Origin of the sequence: Amycolatopsis sp. NPDC058278, assembly GCF_042881395.1 — a bacterium.
Lineage (GTDB): Bacteria > Actinomycetota > Actinomycetes > Mycobacteriales > Pseudonocardiaceae > Amycolatopsis.
Genome location: NZ_JBHVXZ010000083.1, coordinates 1 through 25,664 on the forward strand (window position 1 = coordinate 1; position 25,664 = coordinate 25,664).

Sequence of the window (25,664 nt, forward strand, 5' to 3'; positions counted from 1 at the left end):
GACCCCGGCGGGGTCACCACGCCCGAGGACCTCTGGCGGCTGGTCGAATCCGAAGCAGACGCCATCGGCGGCTTCCCGGACGACCGCGGCTGGAACCTCGGCGCGCTCTACCACCCGGACCCCGACCACCCGGGCACGTCCTACGTCCGTCAGGGCGGTTTCCTCTACGACGCCGGCGAATTCGACGCCGAGTTCTTCGGCATCAGCCCGCGCGAGGCGCTCGCCACCGACCCGCAGCAGCGGCTGCTGCTGGAGACCGGCTGGGAAGCGATCGAACACGCGGGCATCGACCCGGCCACCCTGACCGGCAGCCGGACCGGGGTGTTCACCGGCGTCATGTACGACGACTACGGCTCGCGGCACGTCCAGGCTCCGCCCGGGTTCGAGGGCTACCTGGTCAGCGGCAGCGCGGGCAGTGTCGCGTCCGGGCGGCTGTCCTACACCCTGGGTTTGGAGGGGCCCGCCGTCACGGTGGACACCGCGTGCTCGTCCTCGCTCGTCGCGATGCACCTCGCCGCCCAGGCGCTGCGGACCGGCGAATGCACGCTGGCTCTGGCGGGCGGGGTCACGGTGATGGCGACGCCGGCGGTGTTCATCGAGTTCAGCCGCCAGCGCGGGCTCGCACCCGACGGCCGCTGCAAGTCCTTCGGCGCCGGCGCGGACGGCGCGGCCTGGGCCGAGGGGGCCGGGATGGTCGTGCTGGAACGGCTCTCCGACGCACAGCGCAACGGCCACCGCGTGCTGGCCCTGCTCCGCGGTTCGGCGGTCAACCAGGACGGCGCGTCCAACGGCCTCACCGCACCCAACGGCCCCTCCCAGGAACGCGTCATCCACCAGGCCCTCGCGAACGCCGGGCTGTCCACATCGGACATCGACGCGGTGGAGGCACACGGCACCGGCACGTCGCTGGGCGACCCGATCGAAGCGCAGGCGCTGCTGGCGACCTACGGGCAGGACCGCGACGAGCCGCTGTGGCTCGGGTCGGTCAAGTCGAACATCGGGCACACCCAGGCCGCCGCCGGGATCGCCGGCGTGATCAAGATGGTGCAGGCGATCGAGCACGCCACCTTGCCGCGGACCCTGCACGCCGACGAACCGACCCCGCACGTGGACTGGGCCACGGGGGCGGTTTCGGTGCTCACCGAAACCCGCGACTGGCCACCGGTGGGACGGCCGCGCCGCGCCGCCGTGTCTTCGTTCGGCATCAGCGGCACCAACGCCCACCTCATCCTCGAACAGCCTCCCGCCACCGAACCGGCGCCGGCTCCCGCTTCCCCGCCGCCGGCGAACCCGGTCCTGTGGCCACTTTCCGCGAAGTCGCCCGCGGCACTCCGAGACCGCGCACGGCAGCTCCTCCCGCTCGCCGGCGGGGAAGGCGCGGACGTCGGCTTCTCGCTGGCCACCACCCGTACCACCTTCGGCCACCGTGCGGTGGTCACCGGAGACCTCCGCCGCGGCCTCGAAGCCCTCGCCGCCGGTGACCCGGACCCCGGCGTCGTCACCGGGATCGCCGATCGCCCGGCGAACCCGGTCTTCGTCTTCCCCGGCCAGGGTTCGCAGTGGATCGGCATGGCCGAGCGGCTGCTGGACACGTCCGAGGTGTTCCACCGCCGGATCACCGAATGCGCCGACGCGCTGGCCGAATTCTGCGACTGGTCGCTCCTGGACGTGCTGCGCGGCGGTTCGCTGGACCGCGTCGACGTCGTGCAACCCGTGCTGTGGGCGGTCATGGTCTCCATCGCCGAGCTGTGGCGCTCCTACGGCGTCCGGCCCGCGGCGGTGATCGGGCATTCGCAGGGCGAGATCGCCGCCGCGACCGTCACCGGTGCGCTGTCGGTGTCCGACGGCGCGCGGGTGGTCGCGCTGCGGAGCCAGGCGCTCGGCGCGCTGGCCGGACAGGGCGGCATGATGTCGGTTTCCCTTCCCGCCGCCGAACTCGGCGGGTACCTGGGCGAATCCGTGTCGATCGCGGCCGTCAACGGGCCGCGGTCGGTCGTCGTGTCCGGCGACCCGGACGCCCTCCGGCGATTGCGGGACGAGCTCACCGCGGCCGGGTACCGCGCCCGGATGGTCGCCGTCGACTACGCTTCCCACTCCGCACACGTGGAACGGATCCGCGAGGACCTGCTGCGGCGGCTGGCCCCGGTCCGTCCACAAGCGACGGACGTGCCCTTCCTCTCGACGGTCACCGGGGCCGCGCTCGACACGGCGACCCTCGACGCCGGCTACTGGTACCGGAACCTGCGCACGACCGTGCGGTTCGAGGACGCCACGCGAGCCGCCCTCGACGCGGGCCACGACCTGTTCATCGAGGCCAGCGCGCATCCGGTGCTCGTCATGGGCGTCCAGGAGACCATCGACGCGACCGGCGCTGATGCCGCCGCGCTCTCCTCCCTGCGCCGCGACGACGGCGGGCTCGACCGGTTCTTCCGTTCGCTCGCCGAGGCCCACGTCCACGGGGCCGAGATCGACTGGGCCGCCGTGTTCCCCGGCGCGCGCAAGGTCGAACTGCCGCGCTACCCGTTCCAGCACCGTCGCTACTGGCTGGCGGCGCCCGAGGTGGCAGGCGACGCCACCGCGTTCGGCCTGACCGCCGGCGGGCACCCGCTGCTCGGCGCGGCCATCGGGCTCGCCGATGGCCGGGGGCACGTCGCCACCGGCCGGCTTTCCCCGCGCACCCAGCCGTGGCTGGCCGACCACGCCGTCGCCGGTGCCGTGCTGCTGCCCGGCGCCGCGTTCGCCGACCTCGCCCTGCACACTGCCGCGACCGTGGGCGAGGACCGCGTGGACGAGCTCACCCTCGAAGCGCCGCTGGTGCTCGACGGGGACGAAGAAGCCACGCTCCAGCTGGTGGTCCACCCGGCCGACGGCACCGGCCGCCGCCCGTTCACCGTGTTCTCCCGCACCGGCGAGGAGGAGCCGTGGACCCGCCACGCCACCGGCCTGCTCGCCAGTGGCGGCACCCGGCCGCGCGCGGACTGGGCGACGGCTTGGCCACCACCGGGTGCGGCTCCGGTCGACCTCGGCGACGCCTACGACCGGCTGGCCGACCACGGCTACGAGTACGGCCCCGCGTTCCAGGGCCTGCGGTCGCTCTGGTCGCGTGATGCCGAGCGGTTCGCCGAGGTCGCCCTCCCGGACGACGTCGGCGCCGGGGGGTTCGGCGTCCACCCCGCCCTGCTCGACGCCGCTCTGCACCCGGCGGTCCTGGAACTGCTCGGCGGGCCGCTGCACCTGCCGTACTCGTGGACCGGCCTCACCGCGCACGCTCGTGGCGCCACCGAGGTCCGGGTCCGGCTCTCGCCGACGGCTTCCGGTGCGACCGAGGTGGCTCTCGCCGACACGGCGGGCACTCCGGTCCTCACCGTCGAGGCACTGCATTCACGGCCGGTGCCCGCCGGGCGGCTCACCACGAGCCGGCAGCCGCTGTACGCCGTCGAGTGGACCGCGGTCGACGCCCCCGCCGGGAACGGCGGCGACTGGGCGGTACTCGGCCCCGGCGACCTCGGCCTCGGTGTCCCCGCCCACCCCGAGCTCGCCGCGTTCCCCTCGGCGCCCGCGGTGGTGATCACCGAGTGCACCGCCGCCGGCGGGCCGGTGATCGAGGCCGCACACGAGTCCACGCACCGGATGCTCGACCTCGTCCAGCGCTGGCTGGCCGACGAGCGGTTCGCCGGGTCGCGGCTCGTGGTCGTCACCAGGGACGCCGTCGACACCGGCGACACCCCGGTCGACCTCGCCACCGCCCCGGTCTGGGGCCTGCTGCGGACCGCGCAGATCGAGCACCCCGGCCGGTTGTCCCTCGTGGACGGTCCGGCGACGGCGGCGGCGATCCGGGCCGCCACCGCGGAACCGCAGCTCGCGGTCCGGGACGGACGGCTCTTGGCCCCCCGCCTCGCCCGGCTCGCGCCGGGTCCCGCCGAGCCCTTCGGCGACGGCCCGGTCCTCGTCACCGGCGCGACCGGCGGCCTCGGCCGCCTGCTGGCCCGGCACCTGGTCACCCACCACGGGGTGCGGGACCTCGTCCTGCTCAGCCGCCGGGGCGGCGCCGGCGGCCTGGCCGAGGAACTGGAAGGCCTCGGGGCGCGGGTCATCGTCGCCGCGGCCGACGCCGGTGACCGCGCCGCGCTGGCGCGGGTGCTCGAGGCACATCCGGTCACCGCGGTCGTGCACGCGGCCGGCGCTCTCGACGACGGCGCGCTGGACACCCTCCTGCCGGCCTCGGTCGACGCGGTCTTCCGGTCCAAGGTCGACGCCGCATGGCACCTGCACGAACTGACCCGGGAACGCCCGCTCACCCGGTTCGTCCTGTTCTCCTCGGCCGCCGGTGTGCTGGGCAGCGCGGGCCAGGCCAACTACGCGGCCGCCAACGCCTTCCTGGACGCGCTGGCCGCGCACCGCCGTGACCTCGGCCTTCCCGCCGTTTCCCTCGCCTGGGGACTCTGGGACGCCGACAGCGGCATGACAGCCGCCGCGGACCGCGCGCGGCTGCACCGGGCCGGCATCGCGCCGATGCCCACCGAGGAAGGGCTCGCGCTGTTCGACGCCGCGCTCGCCGCGGACCGCGCGCTCGTCGCCCCGATCCGGTTCGACACCGCCGCCCTGCGTGCCCAGGCCGTGCCCCCTCCGTTGCTGCGCGGGCTGGTTCCCGCGGCAAGGCGGGCAGGCTCGGCGAAGGACATCCAGGAGCGGCTGCCCGAGATCGTGCGCGGCGCGGTGGCGGCCGTCCTCGGCCACGGCGATCCGGGTGCGGTCGACGACGTCCGGCCGTTCAAGGACCTCGGCTTCGACTCGCTCACCGCGATCGAGCTGCGCAACCGGCTCAGCGCGGCCACCGGGCTCCGGCTGCCCGCCACCCTGGTCTTCGACCACCCCACCACGGCCGCACTGACCGCGTACCTGCGCGGTGAGCTGGCCGGTACCTCCGCCGCGCAACCGGTCGCGACCACCGCCGTGGCCGACGGCGATCCGGTGGTGATCGTCTCGATGGCCTGCCGCTTCCCCGGCGGGGTCCGCTCGCCCGAGGACCTGTGGCAGCTGGTCACGTCGGAAGCGGATGTCATCGGCGGCTTCCCCGCCGACCGCGGCTGGGACCTCGACGCGCTGTACCACCCGGACCCCGACCACGCCGGCACCTGCTACACCCGCCACGGCGGTTTCCTCGACGGCGCGGGCGATTTCGACCCGGCGTTCTTCGGCATGAGCCCGCGGGAAGCCCTGGCCACCGACCCGCAGCAGCGGCTGCTCCTGGAAACCGGCTGGGAGGCCTTCGAGCGGGCCGGCATCGACCCGGCCGCACTGCGCGGCAGCGGCACCGGGGTGTTCACCGGCGTGATGTACGACGACTACGCCTCTCGCATCCGCGAGATCCCGGCCGAGCTGGAGGGCTACCTCGTCAGCGGCAGCGCGGGCAGCATCGCCTCCGGCCGCGTCGCCTACACGTTCGGCCTCGAAGGCCCGGCGGTCACGGTCGACACCGCGTGCTCGTCCTCGCTCGTCGCGATGCACCTGGCCGCACAGGCGCTGCGTGCCGGGGAATGCGACCTCGCGCTGGCCGGCGGGGTCACCGTGATGGCCACGCCGGCCACGTTCGTCGAGTTCAGCAGGCAACGCGGGCTCGCTCCGGACGGGCGGTGCAAGTCCTTCGCCGACGCGGCCGACGGTGCCGCGTGGTCCGAAGGGGCCGGGCTCGTCCTGCTCGAACGGCTGTCCGACGCGCGGCGCAACGGCCACCCGGTCCTCGCCGTCCTCCGCGGCTCCGCGGTCAACTCCGACGGCGCGTCCAACGGGCTCACCGCCCCGAACGGCCCCGCACAGCAGCGCGTGATCCGGCAGGCACTGGCCGCCGCCGGCCTGGCCGCTTCGGACGTCGACGCGGTCGAAGCGCACGGTACCGGCACCACCCTCGGCGACCCGATCGAAGCTCAGGCCTTGCTGGCCACCTACGGCCAGGACCGGGCCGAGCCGCTGCGGCTCGGTTCGGTCAAGGCGAACATCGGGCACACCCAGGCCGCGGCCGGGGTCGCCGGGGTGATCAAGATGGTGCAGGCGATCCGGCACGGGTTCCTGCCACGCACCCTGCACGTCGACGCACCGACGTCCCGGGTGGACTGGAGCGCGGGTGCGGTGTCCCTGCTCACCGAACCCGAGGACTGGCCCCGGGTGGACCGGCCGCGCCGCGCCGGTGTGTCCTCCTTCGGCATCAGCGGCACCAACGCCCACCTGATCCTGGAAGAACCCGTGGCCGAAGCGCCTGCCGAGCCGGCGGCACCGCCGGTCACCGGCGGTGTGCTGCCGTGGCCGCTTTCGGCCCGGACCGAGCGAGCACTGGCCGACGCGGCGAGCCGGCTGGCGGAGGTCGAGCCGTCCGTCGACATCGCCTACTCCCTCGCCACGACGCGGGCGGTGTTCGAACACCGCGCCGTCGTGATCGCCCGGAGCGGGCCGGCACTGGCGGACGGCCTTGCCGCCCTGGCCGCGGGGACGCCCGCGGCACACGTCGTACGCGGGACGGCGGCTGCCGGGGCGACCGCGGTGCTGTTCACCGGCCAAGGCAGTCAGCGGCTCGGCATGGGCCGCGAACTGCACGCGGCGCAGCCGGTGTTCGCGACGGCCTTCGACGAGGTGTGCGCCGAGCTCGACCACCACCTCGACCGGCCGCTCCGCGACGTCGTCTTCGGCGAAGACGCGGCCCTGCTCGACCGGACCGACTTCGCCCAGCCCGCCCTGTTCGCCCTCGAGGTCGCGCTGTACCGGCTGCTCGAGCACTTCGGCGTGCGAGCCGGGTACCTGGTGGGCCACTCCGTCGGCGAGATCTCCGCGGCGCACGTCGCCGGCGTCCTGTCCCTTGTGGACGCCGCGACGCTGGTCACCGCCCGCGGACGGCTGATGCGGGCGGCGACACCCGGCGGCACGATGATCGCCGTCCAGGCGAGTGAGGCGGAGGTCATCCCCCTCCTGGCCGGGAAAGAGCGTCTCGCCGGAATCGCGAGCGTCAACGGGCCCGCGTCCGTGGTCGTCTCCGGCGACGACGAAACCGTCACCGCCCTCGCCGCGCACTGGCGGGAGCGGGGCCGGAAGACGAGCAGGCTGCGCGTCAGCCACGCCTTCCACTCGCCGCACATGGACGCGGTGCTCGACGACTTCCGGCGGATCGCCGGGAGCCTGACCTATCACGAGCCGCGGATCCCGATCGTCTCCACCGTCACCGGCGGAATCAGCGAAGACGTGCGCACGCCGGAATACTGGGTGCGGCAGATCCGGCGCCCGGTCCGGTTCCTCGACGCCGTACAGACCTTGGAAGCGCACGGCGTGGCGGTGTGCCTCGAAGCGGGTCCCGACGGCGTGCTGACCGCGGCGGCCGAGGACTGCTTCACCGAGTCTCCTGGGCTCGCCTCCGTGCTGCGGCGCGACCGGCCGGAACCCGAAACCCTGTTCACCGCGCTGGCCACCGCGTACGTGCGGGGCACGCGCATCGACTGGGCCGGGGTGTTCCCCGGCAGCGGCCGGCGAGCCGACCTGCCCACGTATCCGTTCCAGCACCGGCGGTTCTGGCTCGACGCGCCCACCGGCACGGGGGAAGCCGCCGCGGGGCAGCACCGCGCGGAGCACCCGCTGCTCGGTGCCGCGGTCGAGCTGGCCGACGGCGGAAGCACGGTGTTCACCGGCAGGCTTTCCCGTTCGGCCCAGCCGTGGCTGGCCGACCACGCCGTGCTGGGCACGACCGTCGTCCCCGGCAGCGCGCTGGTCGAGCTGGCGCTGCACGCCGGCCGGCGGTCCGGCTGCGATCGCCTGGAAGAGTTCACCTTGCGCGAGCCCCTCGTCCTGCCCGGCCGGGGCGGCGTGCGCGTGCAGGTCACCGTCGGCGCGGGTGACGAGACCCGGCACCGCACGGTTTCCGTCCACGCCCAGCCCGAACACGACGACGCGCCGTGGACCGTGCACGCCACCGGCGTCCTGACCGGAGCCGCGCCTGCCGAGGCGGCCGGACCCTGGTCGCCGGCCGGCGACGCGATCGACGTCGTCGAGGCCTACGACCGGCTGGCCGACGGCGGCTACGAATACGGGCCCGCGTTCCAGTGCCTGAGGGCCGCTTGGCAGGACGGCGACGACGTCTACGCCGAAGTCGCGCTCCCCGAGGACCGGGGCGCGGATCGGTTCGGCCTGCATCCCGCACTTCTGGACGCGGCCCTGCACCCGCTGGTCCTCCGGACGCTCGGCGGTGAAGTGCTGCTGCCGTTCGCCTGGCGCGGGGTCACCGTGCACCGCACGGGCGAGCGCGAACTGCGCGCCCGGATCACCCGGACCCCGGACGGCTACGCCCTGCGGATCACCGGCGCCGACGGCCTGCCGGTCATGACGGTCGACGAGCTGGCCGTGCGCCCGGTCCCCGCGGGCGGGTTCGCCGCCAAGCAGGTTCTGCACCGGGTCGGCTGGTCGCCGATCACCGCGGACACCACCACGGACTGGGCGTTCCTCGACGAGTTCGACGGTGAGCCGACCGTCGTGATCACGCCGGGCCGGGCGGACGGCGACGTGCCCGCCCAGGCCCACGCCGTCGCCCGGAACACCCTGCGGCAGCTGCGGGACTGGCTCGCCGGAGAACAGTTCGCCGACACCCGCCTCGTCGTCGTCACGCACCATGCCGTCGAGGTGGGCAACGACGTCGACCTCGCCATGGCACCGGTGTGGGGCTTGGTCCGCAGCGCCCAGACCGAAAACCCGGGCCGCGTCACACTCGTCGACGTCGATGCGGACGTCCCGGCCGAACTGCCCGTCGGCGAACCACAGCTGGCGGTGCGCGAAGGCGTCAGCTACGCGCCGGCGCTGCTGCCTGCCGAGCCCGCAACGGACAAGCCGCGGCTCGATCCCGAGGGGACCGTGCTCGTCACCGGCGGGACCGGTGCGCTCGGCAGGCTGATCGCGCGCCATCTCGTCCGGGCACACGGCGTCCGCCACCTGCTGCTGGTCAGCCGCACCGGCGGCACGGTCGACCTCGACGCGGACGTGACCGTCGCGGCCTGTGACGTCTCCGATCGCGACGCGCTGGCCCGGCTGCTCGACGCCATCCCGGCCGAGCACCCGCTCACCGCCGTCGTCCACGCCGCCGGGGTCGTCGAGGACGGCGTCGTGGCGTCCCTCACCCCGGAACGGCTCGACGCCGTCTTCCGTCCGAAGGTCGACGCCGCCTGGCACCTGAGCGAGCTCACCGCCGTGCCACTCATCCTGTTCTCCTCGGCGGCGGGTGTGCTCGGGACCGCGGGACAGGCCGGGTACGCCGCCGCCAACACGTTCCTCGACGCACTCGCCGGGCACCGGCCCGGCATCCGGTCGATCGCCTGGGGTGTCTGGGAAGCGGGCATGGCGGACGCCCTCGGTGGTGCCGATCTCGCCCGGATCCACCGATCCGGCCTGACCGCGCTGACGACCGACCAGGGCCTCGCCCTGTTCGACGCCGCGCTGGAGCACACCCACGCCGTCGCGGCCCGCTTCGACAGCGCGGCGCTGCGGGCCCAGGCCGAGGCAGGCACCCTCCCACCGGTGCTGCGCGGGCTCGTCCGCGCCCGCCCCGCGGCCGCGAAAGCCGGGCCGACGTTGATCGAGCGGCTCGGCGACAGGCCGGAATCCGAGCAGGAGAAGATCCTCCTGGACCTGGTCCGCACGCACGCCGCGGCCGTGCTCGGCCACCCCGATCCCGGCACGATCCGCCCGGACCACGCGTTCGCCGAACTCGGGTTCGACTCGCTGACCGCCATCGAACTGCGCAACCGGCTCAGCACCGAAACGCGGGTCAGGCTGCCTGCCACGCTGGTCTTCGACCACCCGACCCCGGCCGTGCTCGCCCGGCGCATCCGCGGTGAGCTCACCGCCCGTGAGCCGTCCGGTGCCGGGCTCGTCGAGGCCGAACTGGAGCGGCTGGAGGCCACGTGGGCGAAGCTCGCCGACGACGCCGAGGCCCGCGAGGTGCTCGGCCGCCGGCTTCACGACCTGCTCGGCAGGCTGAGCGGCGAGGACTCCTCCGGCCAGGCCGTGACCGAACACCTCGAATCCGCATCGGACGACGAGATCTTCGCCTTCATCGACAACGAGCTCTGACGACCACCCACCGCCGAGAAGGGTTCACGATGGCCAACGAGGACAAGCTCCGCGAGTACCTCAAGCGGGTCACCGCCGACCTGCACGCGGCCCGGCAGCGCCTGGCAGGCGTCGAAGCGGGGCTGCGGGAGCCGGTCGCGATCGTGGGCATGGCCTGCCGCTATCCGGGCGGCGTCGCCAGTCCCGAAGACCTGTGGCGGCTGGTGGAGTCCGAAGTGGACGCCATCGGCGAGTTCCCGGCCGACCGCGGCTGGCGCGTCGCCTACGATCCCGACCCGGACCACGCCGGGACGTCGTCCACGCGGCACGGCGGATTCCTGGACGACGCCGCCGGGTTCGATCCCGGGTTCTTCGGCATGAGCCCCCGCGAGGCACTGGCCACCGACCCGCAGCAACGGCTGCTCCTCGAGACGTCGTGGGAGGCGGTGGAGCGCGCCGGGATCGACCCGGTTTCCCTGCGCGGCACCAGGACCGGTGTGTTCGCCGGGATCATGTACGGCGATTACGGCTCCCGCGTCAAGCCGGTTCCGGAGGAGCTGGAGGGCTACCTCGGCGCGGGCAGCGCGGGCAGTGTCGCGTCCGGCCGCGTCGCCTACGCGCTGGGCCTGGAGGGCCCGGCCGTCACGGTCGACACCGCTTGCTCGTCGTCACTGGTGGCCCTGCATCTCGCCGCTCAGTCGCTGCGCGCGGGCGAGTGCACGCTCGCCATCGCCGGCGGGGTCACGGTGATGGCCACGCCCGACGGGTTCGTCGAGTTCAGCAGGCAGCGAGGCCTCGCGCCGGACGGCCGTTGCAAGTCCTTCGCCGCCGCGGCCGACGGCGTCGCCTGGGCCGAGGGCGTCGGCCTGCTGCTCCTGGAAAAGCTCACCGACGCCCAGCGCAACGGCCACCCGATCCTCGCGGTCGTCCGCGGCTCCGCGGTCAACTCCGACGGTGCGTCCAACGGCCTCACCGCACCGAACGGGCCGTCGCAGGAGCGCGTCATCCACCAAGCCCTCACCAGTGCCGGCCTGTCCACATCGGACATCGACGCGGTCGAGGCGCACGGTACCGGGACGACACTGGGTGACCCGATCGAGGCTCAGGCACTGCTGGCCACCTACGGCCGCAATCGGGAGACGCCGCTGTGGCTCGGCTCGGTCAAATCCAACCTCGGGCACACCCAGGCCGCGGCCGGGGTCGCCGGGGTGATCAAGACGGTACTCGCCTTGCGGCACGGCGTCCTGCCGCGGACCCTGCACGTCGACGCACCGTCGCCCCACGTCGACTGGAGCGCGGGCGCGGTTTCGCTGCTCACCGAGACCCGGCCGTGGCCGCCGGTCGACCGGCCGCGCCGCGCGGCCGTGTCGTCGTTCGGGATCAGCGGCACCAACGCCCACGTCGTGCTGGAACAGGCTCCCGAGGCGGAACCCGGGCCCGCCACCGGCGAAGGGCCGGTGCTGTGGCCGCTTTCGGCGAAGACCGAGCCGGCGCTGCGCGAGCAGGCCCGGCGGCTCCTGCCATGGGCCGGCGGCGAACTGTCCGCCACCGATATCGGTTACTCGCTCGCCACCACGCGCACCGCCTTCGAACACCGGGCCGTCATCAGCGGGAACCTTCGCGAGGGTCTCGAAGCGCTCGCCGCCGGCAGGCCGGCACCGGACGTCGTCACCGGCACGGCGGCGAGCGGCGAGCTCGCCGTGCTGTTCACCGGGCAAGGCGCGCAGCACGTCGGCATGGGTCGCGAACTGCATGCCGCTTTCCCGGTGTTCCGGGCCGCGTTCGACGAGGTGTGCACGGCCATCGGCCCGCACCTCGACCGCCCGCTCGCCGAGGTGATGTGGACCGACGCCGCGCTGCTCGACCGGACGTCGTACACACAGCCCGCCCTCTTCGCCCTCGAAGTGGCGCTGTTCCGGCTGTTCGAGTCGTGGGGCGTGCGGCCCGGCTTCCTCGCCGGGCACTCCGTCGGCGAGATCAGCGCCGCCCACGTCGCGGGCGTGCTCTCCCTCGCCGACGCGGCCACCCTGGTCTGCGCCCGTGGGCGGCTGATGGAGGCCCTTCCGGCGGAAGGCGCGATGGTCGCCGTCGAGGCCACCGAGGAGGAAGTGCTTCCGCTCCTGACCGGAACCACCGGGATCGCGGCGGTCAACGGCCCGGCCTCGACCGTCGTCTCCGGTGCCGACCAACCGGTGCTCGCCGTGGCGGCGCACTTCGCCGCGCTCGGCCGCCGGACGCGGCGGCTGGCCGTCAGCCACGCCTTCCACTCACCGCTGATCGACCCGATGCTCGACGAGTTCCGCGCGGTCGTCGACGGCCTCGCCTTCGCCCCGCCCCTGATCCCGGTCGTGTCGACGCTGACCGGGGAACCGGCCGACCTCGGCACGGCCGGCCATTGGGTACGGCACGCCCGGGAAGCGGTCCGGTTCGCCGACGCCGTCCGCCGGCTGGGCAGCGAGAACGTCACCACCTTCCTGGAGCTCGGGCCGGGTGGCGTCCTCACCGCCATGGCACCGGAAACGCTGGCCACCGCGAACGCCGTTCCCACGCTCCGCAAGGACGTTCCCGAGCCGCAGGCGGTGCTGACCGCGCTCGCCGCAGTCCACGTGCACGGCGGCGCCGTCGACTGGCCCGCGTTCTTCGGCCCGGCCCGCCTGGTCGGCCTGCCCACGTATCCGTTCCAGCGCGAGCGGTTCTGGCTCGACGCGCCGGCGGGCGCCGGGGACGTCACCGCGCTCGGCCAGGACCAGCCCGAACACCCGCTGCTCGGCGCGATGATCTCGCTCGCGGACAGCGACTCCGTCGTCCTCACCGGCCACGTCACCCCCGGCACCGCCGGGTGGCTCGCCGACCACACCGTGCTGGGCTCGGTGCTGCTGCCCGGCACGGCCTTCGCGGACCTCTGCCTGCACGCGGCCCGGCGCACGGGACACCCCGGGGTCGAAGAACTCCTCCTCGAAGCCCCGCTGGTCCTTCCGGCCGAGGGTGTGCAGCTCCAGGTCACCGCCGAGGGCACAGAGGTCGCCGTCCACTCCCGGCCGGGGCCGGACCGGCCCTGGACCCGGCACGCCACCGCCACCCTGACCGACGACGTCGCCGTTCCGGCCGCGCTGACGGCGTGGCCGCCCGCGGGCTCGGCCCCCGTACCGGTCGACGGGGTCTACGAGAAGCTCGCCGCGCTGGGCCTGGACTACGGTCCGGCGTTCCGTGGCCTGCGAGCGGCCTGGCGGAACGGCGACGACCACTACGCCGAGATCGAACTGCCCGCGGAGCTCGCCACCGGCGGCTACGGCGTCCACCCGGCCCTGCTCGACGCGAGCCTCCACCTCCTCGCCACCGAACCGCGGCTGCCCTTCAGCTTCGGCGGCCTCGCGGTGCACGCCACCGGCGCCGCCGCGGCCCGCGTCCACCTCACCGCGACCGGGCCGGGCTCCGCGCGGATCCGCCTGTACACCGCGGCCGGCGCGCCGTTGGCCACCGTGGAGAACCTGACGACCCGGCCGGTCTCCGCGGCCCAGCTCGCGACCGCCGCCCGGCAGTCGCTGTTCACCGTGGCGTGGACCACCGTCGAACCGGCCACGGCAGCGGGAAGGTGCGCGGTGCTCGGGGAGGACGCGGCGGTGATCGCCGCGGTCGAAACCGCGCTCGGCACGGTCCCGGCCCATCCGGACCTGGACGCGCTCGGTGCCGCGCTCGACGCCGGCGCGGCCGTGCCCGGCACCGTGCTCGCCACGCTTCCGGCGGACACCGGCGGCCACGAAACGACCCTGCTGGGGCTGGACCTGGCGCAGCGCTGGCTCGCCGATCCGAGGTTCGCCGCGTCCCGGCTGGCGCTGGTCACCAGGGAAGCGGTCGCCACCGGCACCGGCACCGGCCGGATCGACCTCGTGAGCGCCCCGTTGTGGGGGCTCTTCCGGTCCGCGCAGTCGGAGGCGCCGGACCGGTTCGCGCTGATCGACGTCGACGGCGAACCCGCGTCGTACGAAGCACTTCCCGCCGCGCTGGCCACCGGCGAACCGCAGCTCGCCCTGCGCGGCGGCGAGATCCTCGCGCCCCGGCTGGCGCGCGCCGGCGAAGGCGCCCTCGTCCCGCCGGACACCGGCTCCTGGCGGCTCGACGTCACCGCGAAGGGCACCTTGGAGAACCTCACGCTCACCCCGGACGCCGCGGCGAACCGTCCACTCGCCCCGGGCGAGGTGCGGATCGCGATGCGGGCCGCGGGCCTGAACTTCCGCGACGTCCTCGCCGCACTGGGCATGTATCCGGGCGACATCGTGATCGGCGGCGAAGGCGCCGGGGTGGTGGTGGAGACCGGCCCCGGCGTCACCGACCTCGCGCCGGGAGACCGGGTGTTCGGCCTGGTCGAAGGCGCGTTCGCCCCGGTCGCCATCGCCGACCGGCAAACGGTGACGACCATGCCGGACGGCTGGTCCTTCGCCGAAGCCGCCGCGGTCCCGATCGTCTACCTGACCGCGTACTACGCGCTGAAGGACCTCGCGCGCACGAAACCCGGCCAGCACATCCTGATCCACGCGGCCGCGGGCGGGGTCGGCATGGCCGCCACGCACGTCGCGCACCACCTCGGCGCGCACACGCACGCCACCGCCCACCCCGGCAAGTGGCCGGTCATCGCCGGGCACCGGCACGACACCGTCGCGAGCAGCCGCACCCTCGACTTCGAGCACCAGCTGCCGCACCCGGTCGACACCGTGCTCAACTCCCTCACCGGCGCCGCCCTCGACGCGTCGCTGCGCGTGCTCAAGCCGGGCGGCCACCTGCTGGAGATGGGCAAGACCGACCTGCGCGATCCGGCCGACATCGCGCGGCGGCATCCCGAGGTCACCTACGAGCCCTTCGATCTGATCGAGGCCGGCCCCCGGCGGACCCAGGAGATGCTTCGCGAACTGGTCGCGCTGTTCGAGAAGTCCCAGCTGCCGCCGCTGCCGATCACGGTGTGGGACATCCGTGAGGCGCCCCAGGCGTTCCGGTACCTGCAGCAGGCCCGGCACACCGGCAAGATCGTGCTCACCATCCCCGCGCGGCTCGACCCGGACCGCACGGTCCTGATCACCGGCGGAACCGGCACGCTCGGCGCGCAGGTGGCCCGGCACCTGGTCGCAGCGCACGGCGCCCGGCGGCTGCTGCTGACCAGCCGCCGCGGACCCGGCGCCGAGGGCGCCGCCGAACTCGAAGCGGAACTCGCCGGGCTCGGCGCCGAAGTCACCGTCGCGGCCTGCGACGCCGCCGACCGCGACGCCCTCTCGAAGCTGCTGCAGGGCATCGACCTGACAGCGGTGATCCACGCCGCCGGAGTTCTGCGCGACGGTGCGCTGGCCGCGCAAACGCCCGAAGGCACGATGGCCGTGCTCGCGCCGAAGGCCGATGCCGCGCGGAATCTCCACGACCTGACCCGGAAGCACGACCTCGCCGCGTTCGTGCTGTTCTCCTCGATCGCGGGCGTCTTCGGCAATCCGGGCCAGGCGAACTACGCCGCCGCCAACACCTATCTCGACGCGCTCGCCCACGACCGCCGCGCCCAGGGCCTCCCGGCGCAGTCGCTCGCCTGGGGGCTGTGGACCGGCGGCGGGATGGGCGGTGCCCTCGACGACGCCGGGATCGCGCGGCTCCGCCGGTCCGGCCTCGCCCCGCTGTCCGCGGAGCAGGGTCTCGCCTTGTTCGACGCCGCACTCGCCACGCCGGATGCCGGTCTGGTCGCGACGCCGGTGGACGGCAAGGCCGCCGCGGAGTCCGTGCCACCGTTGCTCCGCGCTCTGGTCCGGCCGGCCGTCGGGTACACAGTGGACACCCCCGCGAAGGTGCGGCTCGACGGCGTCGCACCGGCCGAGCAGCGCGAACAGCTGGTCGCCTTCGTCCGCGGGCACACCGCGGCCGTGCTCGGCCACGGCTCCGCCACCGCGGTCGATCCGCGGCGGCCGTTCGCCGAGCTCGGGTTCGATTCGCTGACGGCGGTCGAGCTGCGCAACCGGCTCGCCGCCGCCACCGCGCTCAAACTCCCGACGACCCTCGTTTTCGACCATCCGACACCGTCGGCGCTGGCCGGGTACCTGCACGCCGCGCTGGCGCCCGGAGAACCGGACGTGCCGCCGGCGCTCGCCGAACTCGACCGCCTCGAGCAGACCCTCGACGCGCTGCCCGCCGGTGCGGCGGAGCGCGCCCGGATCACCACCCGGCTGCAGGCCCTGCTGTCGAAGTGGCTTTCCGCCGGCGAGCCCGGCGAGGACGAAGCGATGACCGACCGCATCGAAACCGCCAGCACCGACGAGATCTTCGCCTTCATCGACTCCGAGCTGGGCCGGGCGCGGGACTGACCAGGAAAGCAGAACGCAGATGACGAACGACGAGAAGCTCGTTGACTACCTCAAGTGGGTCACCGCCGACCTGGCCAAGACTCGCCAGCGGCTGGCCGAGGTCGAATCGGGCCGCCACGAGCCGATCGCGGTGGTCGGGACGGCGTGCCGCTTCCCCGGCGGCGTCGACTCCCCCGCCGGGCTCTGGCGGCTGGTCGACGATGGCGTCGACGCCATCGAGGGCTTTCCCACCGACCGCGGCTGGGACGTCGCGTCGCTGTACGACCCGGACCCCGACCGGGCGGGCAAGACCTACGTCGTCGAGGGCGGCTTCCTGCGCGACCCGGGCGGCTTCGACGCCGCCTTCTTCGGCATCAACCCCCGCGAAGCGCTGGCGATCGACCCGCAGCAGCGGCTGCTGCTGGAGACCGGCTGGGAAGCGGTCGAGCGGGCCGGCCTCGACCCGCTCTCGCTCCGCGGCAGCAAGACCGGCGTGTTCGCCGGAGTGATCTACAACGAGTACAGCGCCCGCGCCTATTCGGCGAGCGAGGGCTACTACCTGACCGGGAACACGACCAGTGTCGCCTCCGGCAGGCTCGCCTACCACCTCGGCCTGGAGGGCCCGGCCGTCACCGTCGACACCGCGTGCTCGTCGTCGCTGGTCGCCACCCACCTCGCCGTCCAGTCCCTGCGCACCGGCGAATGCGACCTCGCGCTCGCCGGCGGCGTCACCGTGATCGCCGTCCCGCAGGTGTTCGTGGAGTTCAGCCGCCAGCGCGGGCTGGCCCCGGACGGCCGGTGCAAGTCCTTCTCCGCCGGCGCCGACGGCACCGGCTGGGGCGAAGGCGCCGGGATGATCCTGCTCGAACGGCTGTCCGACGCGCAACGCAACGGTCACCCCGTCCTCGCCGTCATCCGCGGCTCCGCCGTCAACTCCGACGGCGCATCCAACGGACTCACCGCACCCAACGGCCCCTCCCAAGAACGCGTCATCCGACAAGCACTCGCCGACGCCGGACTATCCACATCGGACATCGACGCCGTCGAAGCCCACGGCACCGGCACGACCCTCGGCGATCCGATCGAAGCGCATGCGCTCCTAGCCACCTACGGTCAGGACCGGTCCGAACCGCTCTGGCTCGGATCGATCAAATCCAACATCGGCCACACCCAGGCCGCCGCCGGAATCGCCGGCATCCTCAAGATGATCGAGGCCATCCGGCACGGCGTCCTGCCCCGGACCCTCCACGCAGGCGAACCCTCACCCCACGTCGACTGGGCTGCGGGTGCGGTGTCCGTGCTCGCCGATCGACGGCCGTGGCCGGAAACCGGGCACCCGCGCCGCGCCGGGGTCTCGTCGTTCGGGATCAGCGGCACCAACGCCCACCTCATCCTCGAACAACCACCCGCCGAACCCGCGGCCGCGGACCCGGATCTGCTCGAGGTCGGGCAGCTGCCCTGGCTGATCACCGCCCGCACCGCGGACGCCGTCGGCGACCAGGCCGCCCGGCTGCTGGCCCACGTCGAAGCCCATCCCGAATTCAGCCCGGCCGACATCGGCCACTCGCTGGCCACCACGCGCACCCCGTTCGAGCACCGCGCCGCCGTCGTCGCCGAGAAGCGCGTGGAGTTCCTCGACGGGTTGCGCGCACTGGCACAGGGCGAGCCGTCACCGTCGGTGGTCCAGGGCACGGCTTCCGGCCCCGCGAAGGCCGTGTTCGTCTTCCCCGGGCAGGGCTCGCAGTGGGCGGGCATGGCACTGGAGCTGATGGACTCCTCCGAGGTGTTCCGGGACCGGATCCACGAGTGCGGTGCGGCGCTGTCCGTCCACACCGAATGGTCGCTGGCGGACGTCCTCCGTGCCGCGCCGGGCGCACCCGGCATGGACGAGGTCGACGTGGTCCAGCCGGCCCTGTGGGCGGTCATGGTCTCCCTCGCCGCGCTCTGGCGGTCACTCGGCGTCGAACCGGCCGCGGTGGTCGGGCATTCCCAGGGCGAGATCGCCGCGGCCTGTGTCGCGGGTGCGCTGTCGCTCGCCGACGGGGCCAAGATCGTCGCCCTGCGGTCCCGGGCGCTGCGTGCGCTCTCCGGGGGCGGCGGGATGGTGTCCGTGTCGCTGCCCGAAACCGGCGTGCGCTCCCGGATCGCGCGCTGGGGCCGGAAGATCAGCGTCGCCGCGGTGAACGGGCCGGAGGCGACCGTGGTCACCGGCGAACCCGTGGCCCTGCGCGAACTGCTGAGCGCCTGCGAGGCCGACGGCGTCCGCGCCCGCCGGATCGCGGTCGACTACGCGTCCCACTCACCGCAGGTCGAAGCCATCCGGGACCAGCTGCTCGGCACGCTGGCCGGGATCGAGCCACGGTCCGCGGAAATCGCGTTCTACTCGACACTGCACGGCGGGCTGCTCACCGACACCACCACCCTCGACGCCGGGTACTGGTACCGGAACCTGCGCCACACCGTGCGGTTCGAAGACGCCGTCCGCGCGCTCGCGGCGGACGGGCACCACCTGTTCATCGAAGCCAGCCCGCACCCGGTGCTCACCATGGGCGTCCAGGAAACCCTCGCCGCCGCCGGTGTTCCGGGCGGCGCGGTCGGTTCGCTGCGCCGCGACGACGGCGGCTGGCGCCGGTTCCTCACCTCGGTCGCGCACGCCGGGACCTTCGGCGCCGTCGCCGACTGGTCGCAGGTGTGCGGTCCCGCCGCACGCCGGGTCGAGCTGCCCACGTACGCCTTCCGGCACCAGCGGTTCTGGCTCGAATCGGCGGCGGCGTCCGGCGACGTCACGGCCCTCGGGCAGGACGACGGCGAGCACCCGGTGCTGGGCGCGATGATCACCGTGGCCGAGGACGACTCACTGCTGTTCACCGGCCGGATCTCCCGCCACAGCCTGCCGTGGATCGCCGACCACCGCGTCCTCGGGTCCGTCCTGCTGCCGGGGACCGCGTTCCTCGACCTCGCCCTGCACGCGGCCCACCGGGCCGGCTGCGCCACGATCGACGAGCTCCTCCTCGAAGCCCCGCTCGCCCTGGCAGGCGCGGCCGTCCAGCTCCAGGTCGCCATCACCGCCGAGGCAGGCGGCACGCGCACCGTGACCGTCCATTCGCGGCAGAACGAGGACGAACCGTGGACCCGGCACGCCACCGCGACGGTGAGCCGCGAACCCGCTGCCGCACCCGCGCCCGCTCAGGCGTGGCCACCGCCCGGAGTGCGTCAGCTGCCCCTGGATTCCCTCTACGACGAGCTTTCCGCGCTCGGGCTCGACTACGGCCCGGCGTTCCGCGGCTTGCGAGCGGCCTGGCGCGACGGCGACCGCTACTACGCCGACGTCGAGCTCCCCCGCGAGACGCGCGGCCACACCGTGCACCCGGCGCTGCTCGACGCGGCCCTGCACGTTCTCGCCGGAAGGTCGGCCGAACCGCGGCTGCCCTTCACCTTCGGCCAGGTCACCGTGCACGCACTGGGTACCACCTCGGCGCTGCGGGCGACGTTGACCGTCACCGGCCCGGACACCCTGCGGGCCGAGCTGCACGACCAGGCGGGGACACCCATCGCGACGATCGGCCGCTTGAGCACCCGCCCGGTGACACGCGACCTGCTGCGGGGCGGCGGCCGTGCGCTGTTCACCGTGGATTGGGTCCCGGCGCCCGCGGCCGAAAGCGCCATCGCGTGCGTGACCCTCGGCGAGGACCACGCGGACCTCGCCGCACTCGGCGCCGCGGTCGAGAGCGGCACCCGGCTGCCCGAAGCCGTGCTGGTCCCCGTCTCCGGGGCCGGCGCGGTCCACCACGCCCTGGCTCTGGCCCAGGACTGGATCGCCGACGACCGGTTCGGCGGCGCCCGGCTGGTCGTCACGACCCGCGGCGCGGTCACCACCGGCCCCGGCGACCGGGTCACCGACCTCGCCGCCACCGCGGTCTGGGGGTTGCTGCGGTCCGCGCAGACCGAACACCCCGGCCGTCTCGTCCTCGCCGACATCGGCGATTCCCCCGCGACGGCGCTGCCCGCCGCGCTCGCCACCGGCGAGCCGCAGCTCGCTCTGCGGCAGGGACGGGTCCTGGTGCCACGCCTGGCCCGCACGTCACCTGCCGAGCTGCCCGTTCCGGACGGTCCGGAATGGCGGCTCGACACGACCGGGAAGGGCACCCTCGACAACCTCGCGCTGGCCGCCGTCGACGCGGAGCCGCTCGGTCCCGGGCAAGTCCGGCTGGGTGTCCGCGCGGCGGGGCTGAACTTCCGCGACGTGCTCATCGCGCTCGGGATGTACCCCGACGATTCGGTGCGCATCGGGAGCGAGGCCGCCGGCGTGGTGCTGGAGGTCGCCGGCGATGTCACGACGGTTTCGCCCGGCGACCGGGTGATGGGCCTGGTCCCCGGCGCGATGGGGCCGGCCGGGGTGACCGACCACCGGCTGCTCGCCCCGATCCCGGACGGCTGGACCTTCGCCGAAGCCGCCGCCACGCCGATCGCGTACCTCACCGCGTACTACGCGCTGAAGGACCTCGCCTCCGTCGAACCCGGGCAGCACGTCCTGATCCACGCGGCGGCCGGCGGTGTCGGCATGGCCGCCACCCGGATCGCCCACCATCTGGGCGCGCGCACCCACGCGACCGCGCACCCCGCCAAATGGGACCTCCTGCGCGGGCACGAGACCGTAGCGAGCTCCCGCACGCTCGGCTTCGAGCAGGAGGTGCCCCAGGGCATCGACGTAGTCCTGAACTCGCTGGCCGGTCCCGCCGTCGACGCGTCGCTGCGCCTGCTCAAACCGGACGGTCACTTCCTCGAGATGGGAAAGACCGACATCCGGAACGCCGAGGACCATCCCGCGGTGCGTTACCGGGCGTTCGATCTGTGGGAGGCCGGGCCGGACCGGATCCAGGAGCTGCTCACCGAGCTGAGCGCGCTGTTCGCCGAGGGCGTGCTCGAGCCGCTGCCGGTCACCGCGTGGGACGTGCGCCAGGCGCCGCAGGCGTTCCGGTTCCTGCAGCAGGCCCGGCACACCGGCAAGGTCGTGCTCACCGTCCCCGCCCCGCTCGATCCGGCGCGGACGGTGCTGATCACCGGCGGGACCGGTACCCTCGGCGCGCTGCTGGCGGCCCATCTCGTCACCGGGCACGGCGTCCGGCGCCTGCTGCTGACCAGCCGCCGTGGCCTCGACGCCGAAGGTGCCGCGGAACTGCGCGACGAACTGGTCGCGCTGGGCGCGGACGTCACCATCGCCGCCTGCGACGCCGCCGACCGCGACGCCCTCGCCCGGCTGCTCGAACACACCGACCTGACCGCGGTGATCCATGCGGCGGGTGTCCTCGACGACGCCACGCTCGAAGCCCTCACCCCGGCCCGGCTCGACGCCGTGCTGGCACCGAAAGCCGTCGCCGCACGCAATCTCGACGAACTCAGCCGGCGGCACGACCTGTCCGCTTTCGTGCTGTTCTCCTCCGCCGCGGGTGTCTTCGGCACGCCGGGCCAGGCCAACTACGCGGCCGCCAACACCTACCTGGACGGGCTGGCGCAGCGACGGCAGGCCGACGGGCTGCCCGCACACTCGCTGGCCTGGGGATTCTGGGAGCCGGCCAGCGGCATGACCGCGGGAGCGGACGCCACCCGGCTCGCCCGCGCCGGGCTCCGGCCGATCTCCGCGGCCGACGGGCTGGCCCTGTTCGACGCCGCGCTGAACGCTCCCCAGGCGGCGCTGGTGCCCTGCCCGCTGGACACCAAGGCACTACGGGAAGCCGGTTCGGTGCCGCCGATCCTGCGCTCGCTGGTCCACGTGGCCAAGCCCGCCGCCGCCGTTGTCCCCCGTGGCCTCTCCGGGCGGCTTGCCGGGCTCTCCCCCGACGAGCGGCTCAGGCAGCTGCGCACCCTCGTCCTCGGCCACACCGCGGCCGTGCTCGGCCACGGCGATCCGGGCGCACTCGACGCGGACCACGCGTTCAAGCAGCTCGGCTTCGACTCGCTCACCGCCGTCGAGCTCCGCAACCGCCTCACCGCCGCCACGGAACTGAAGCTCCCGGCGACGCTGGTGTTCGACCACCCGACACCGGCCGCGCTCGTCGAGCACCTGCACACCCGGCTGGCGGGCACCGGCGAGACCTCGCGGGTCACCGCACCGAGCGCCACGACCGCGGAACCGATCGCGATCATCGGCATGGCCTGCCGCTACCCCGGTGCCGGCACGCCGGAGGAGCTCTGGCGGCTCGTGCACGACGGCGTAGACGCCGTCGGCGACTTCCCGGCCGATCGCGGCTGGGATCTCGGCGGGCTCTACCACCCCGACCCCGACCACCCCGGCACCTGCTGTGCCCGCCAAGGCGGGTTCCTCGGCGACGCGGGCGATTTCGACGCCGCGTTCTTCGCCATGAGCCCGCGCGAAGCGCTCACCACCGACCCGCAGCAGCGGCTGCTGCTGGAGACCGGCTGGGAGGCCATCGAGCACGCGGGCATCGACCCGGTTTCCCTGCGCGGCACCCCGACCGGCGTGTTCGCGGGCGTGGTGCACAACGACTACAGCTCGCGGTCCTACCGGGACACCGAAGGCTTCCACCTGACCGGGAACACCACCAGCGTCGCCTCGGGGCGGCTGGCCTACACGTTCGGCCTGGAGGGCCCGGCGATCACCGTCGACACCGCGTGCTCGTCGTCACTGGTCGCCGCCCACCTGGCGGCCCGGTCCCTGCGCGCCGGTGAATGCTCGCTCGCGCTGGCAGGCGGGGTGAGCGTGATGGCCACGCCGGCGGTGTTCCTGGAGTTCAGCCGTCAACGCGGGCTGGCCCCCGACGGCCGGTGCAAGTCGTTCTCGGCGACGGCGGACGGCGCGGGCTTCTCCGAAGGTGCCGGCGTCCTCGTCCTCGAACGGCTGTCCGACGCGCAGCGCAACGGCCACCCCGTCCTCGCCGTCATCCGCGGCTCCGCCATCAACTCCGACGGCGCATCCAACGGACTCACCGCACCCAACGGCCCCTCCCAAGAACGCGTCATCCGACAAGCACTCGCCGACGCCGGACTAACCACATCAGACATCGACACCGTCGAAGCCCACGGCACCGGAACAACCCTCGGCGACCCCATCGAAGCCCAAGCGCTCCTCGCCACCTACGGCCAGGACCGAACCGAACCCCTCTGGCTCGGATCGATCAAATCCAACATCGGCCACACCCAAGCCGCCGCCGGAATCGCCGGCATCCTCAAAATGATCCTCGCGCTCCACCACGGCATCCTGCCCCGGACCCTCCACGCCGAGGAACCCTCACCCCACGTCGACTGGGCAGCGGGCGCGGTGTCCCTGCTCGACTCGGCCCGGCCGTGGCCCGAAGCCGGCCGGCCTCGCCGCGCCGCGGTCTCGTCGTTCGGGATCAGCGGCACCAACGCCCACCTCATCCTCGAACAACCACCCGCCGAACCCGCCCGGGCGCCGCGGGACGAGCCGCCGTCCGTGCTTCCCTGGCTGCTCTCGGCCCGGAGCCGGGACGCGCTGCGGGCGCAGGCCGCCCGCCTGCTGTCCGCTGTGGACGGTGGCCGGCCGGACCCGCGGGACGTCGGCTTCTCCCTGCACACCACGCGAACGGCGTTCGACCACCGGGCCGCGATCGTCGGGGGTACCCCGCGGGACGGCCTTCGCGCGCTGGCACAGGGAATCCCCGCCGCCAACGTGGTCACCGGCCGGGCGAACGGCCCGGCACGAACGGCGTTCCTCTTCACCGGCCAAGGGAGCCAGCGGCCCGGGATGGGACGCGAACTCGCCGGGACCTTCCCCGCGTTCGCCGAAGCGCTGGCCGAGATCTGCGCCGAGCTGGACCGCCACCTCGACCGCCCGCTGCTTGACGTGCTGTTCGCCGCCGAGGGCACGCCCGAAGCGGCGGCGCTCGATCGCACCGAATTCGCCCAGCCCGCGCTGTTCGCGCTGGAGACCGCGCTCGCGCGGCTGCTCGCCTCCCGCGGTGTCCGACCGGCACTGGTCGCCGGGCATTCGATCGGGGAGCTGGCCGCGGCGCACGTGGCCGGGGTGTTCGACCTCGCCGACGCCGCCATGCTGGTCGCTGCCCGGGGCAGGCTGATGCAGGCCATGCCCCTCGGTGGCGCGATGATCGCGGTGCAGGCGACCGAAGCGGAACTGCGGCCGCACCTGGCCGGGAACCACCGGGTCTGCCTGGCCGCGGTCAACGGACCGGACTCGTTGGTCATCGCGGGCGACGCGGAACCCACGTCGGACGTCGCGGCGCACTGGCGGGCACAGGGCCGCCGGATCCGGCGGCTGCGGGTGAGCCACGCGTTCCACTCACCGCACATGGACGCGATGCTCGGCGAGTTCGGTGAAGTCGCGGCGAAGGTCCGCTTCTCGGCGCCGGAAATCCCGCTCGTCTCGACCCTCACCGGCGAGCTCGCCCCCGCCGGGTTGCTTGCCGACCCCGGCTACTGGGTGCGGCAGGCCAGGGAACCCGTCCGCTTCCGCGACGCCGTCCGGACGCTCGCCGCCGAGGGCACCACGGTCTACCTCGAGATCGGCCCGGACGCCGTTCTCGCTCCGGCCGCCGGTGACTGCCTCACCGGGGACACCCGCGACCCGCTCGTCACGCCCACCCTGCGCCGTGGCCGCCCGGAACCGGAGACCTTCACCCTCGGGCTGGCCCAAGCCCACACCCGCGGCACGGCGGTCGACTGGCACCCGGCCTTCGGCGCCGACCCCCGGCGAATCCCGTTGCCCACCTACGCCTTCCAGCACGAGCGGTTCTGGCTCGAGGGCGGCCGGTCCTTCGCGGAGACGGGGTTCTGGGAAGCCGTCGAGAACGCCGACACCGAAGCGCTCGCCACCGCACTGTCCCTGGACGAAAACCAGCTTCCCACGCTCACCGCGCTGCTCCCCGCGCTGGCCGGCTGGCGCCGCCGGAACGGCGACGGGGCACCGCGCACACCGTCCGTTCCCGCCGCCCCGGACCTGCGCAACCGCCTCGCCGAGGCGCAGGCGCCCGAGCAGGAACGCATCCTCCTCGACCTCGTCCGCACCTACGCCGGCGCGGTGCTCGGCAGCGCGCCCGAAGCCGTCGACACCGCGAGCAACTTCCTCGAGCTGGGCTTCTCGTCTTTCACGGCGCTGGAACTGTGCAACGGCCTCGCGGAAGCCACCGGGTGCGAAATCCCTCCGGTGGCCGTCTTCGACAACCCGACTCCGGCGGCACTGGCCGGCTATCTCCGGACCCGGCTGGCTACCACGTCACCGGCCGACGCCCGCTGACGGCTGAAGGGGACCTTCCTCCGATCGTCCGGAGGAAGGTCCCCCTTCGGTTC

The 25,664-nt window shown here is 74.0% G+C and carries 3 protein-coding genes; all 3 read left to right on the forward strand.

The window, feature by feature from the left end; all coding sequences use genetic code 11:
- Positions 1-10,095 (forward strand): SDR family NAD(P)-dependent oxidoreductase (locus ACFVYA_RS33630; RefSeq protein WP_387050760.1); only part of this gene is annotated, 10,095 nt, incomplete at its 5' end.
- Positions 10,092-16,403 carry an SDR family NAD(P)-dependent oxidoreductase gene (locus tag ACFVYA_RS33635; protein ID WP_387050786.1) on the forward strand — a complete coding sequence of 2,104 codons (6,312 nt, stop codon included), beginning with the start codon at positions 10,092-10,094 and terminating at the stop codon, positions 16,401-16,403. The genes ACFVYA_RS33630 and ACFVYA_RS33635, both read left to right, overlap by 4 nt.
- 19 nt (positions 16,404-16,422) lie before the next feature.
- Positions 16,423-25,611: an SDR family NAD(P)-dependent oxidoreductase gene (locus tag ACFVYA_RS33640; RefSeq protein WP_387050761.1), complete on the forward strand. Its 9,189-nt coding sequence runs from the start codon at positions 16,423-16,425 to the stop codon at positions 25,609-25,611.
- Positions 25,612-25,664 lie beyond the last annotated feature (53 nt).

Excerpts from the sequence above, each read along its gene's own strand:
- ACFVYA_RS33640 (WP_387050761.1), top strand. The coding sequence starts at position 16,423 with ATGACGAACGACGAGAAGCTCGTTGACTACCTCAAGTGGGTCACCGCC.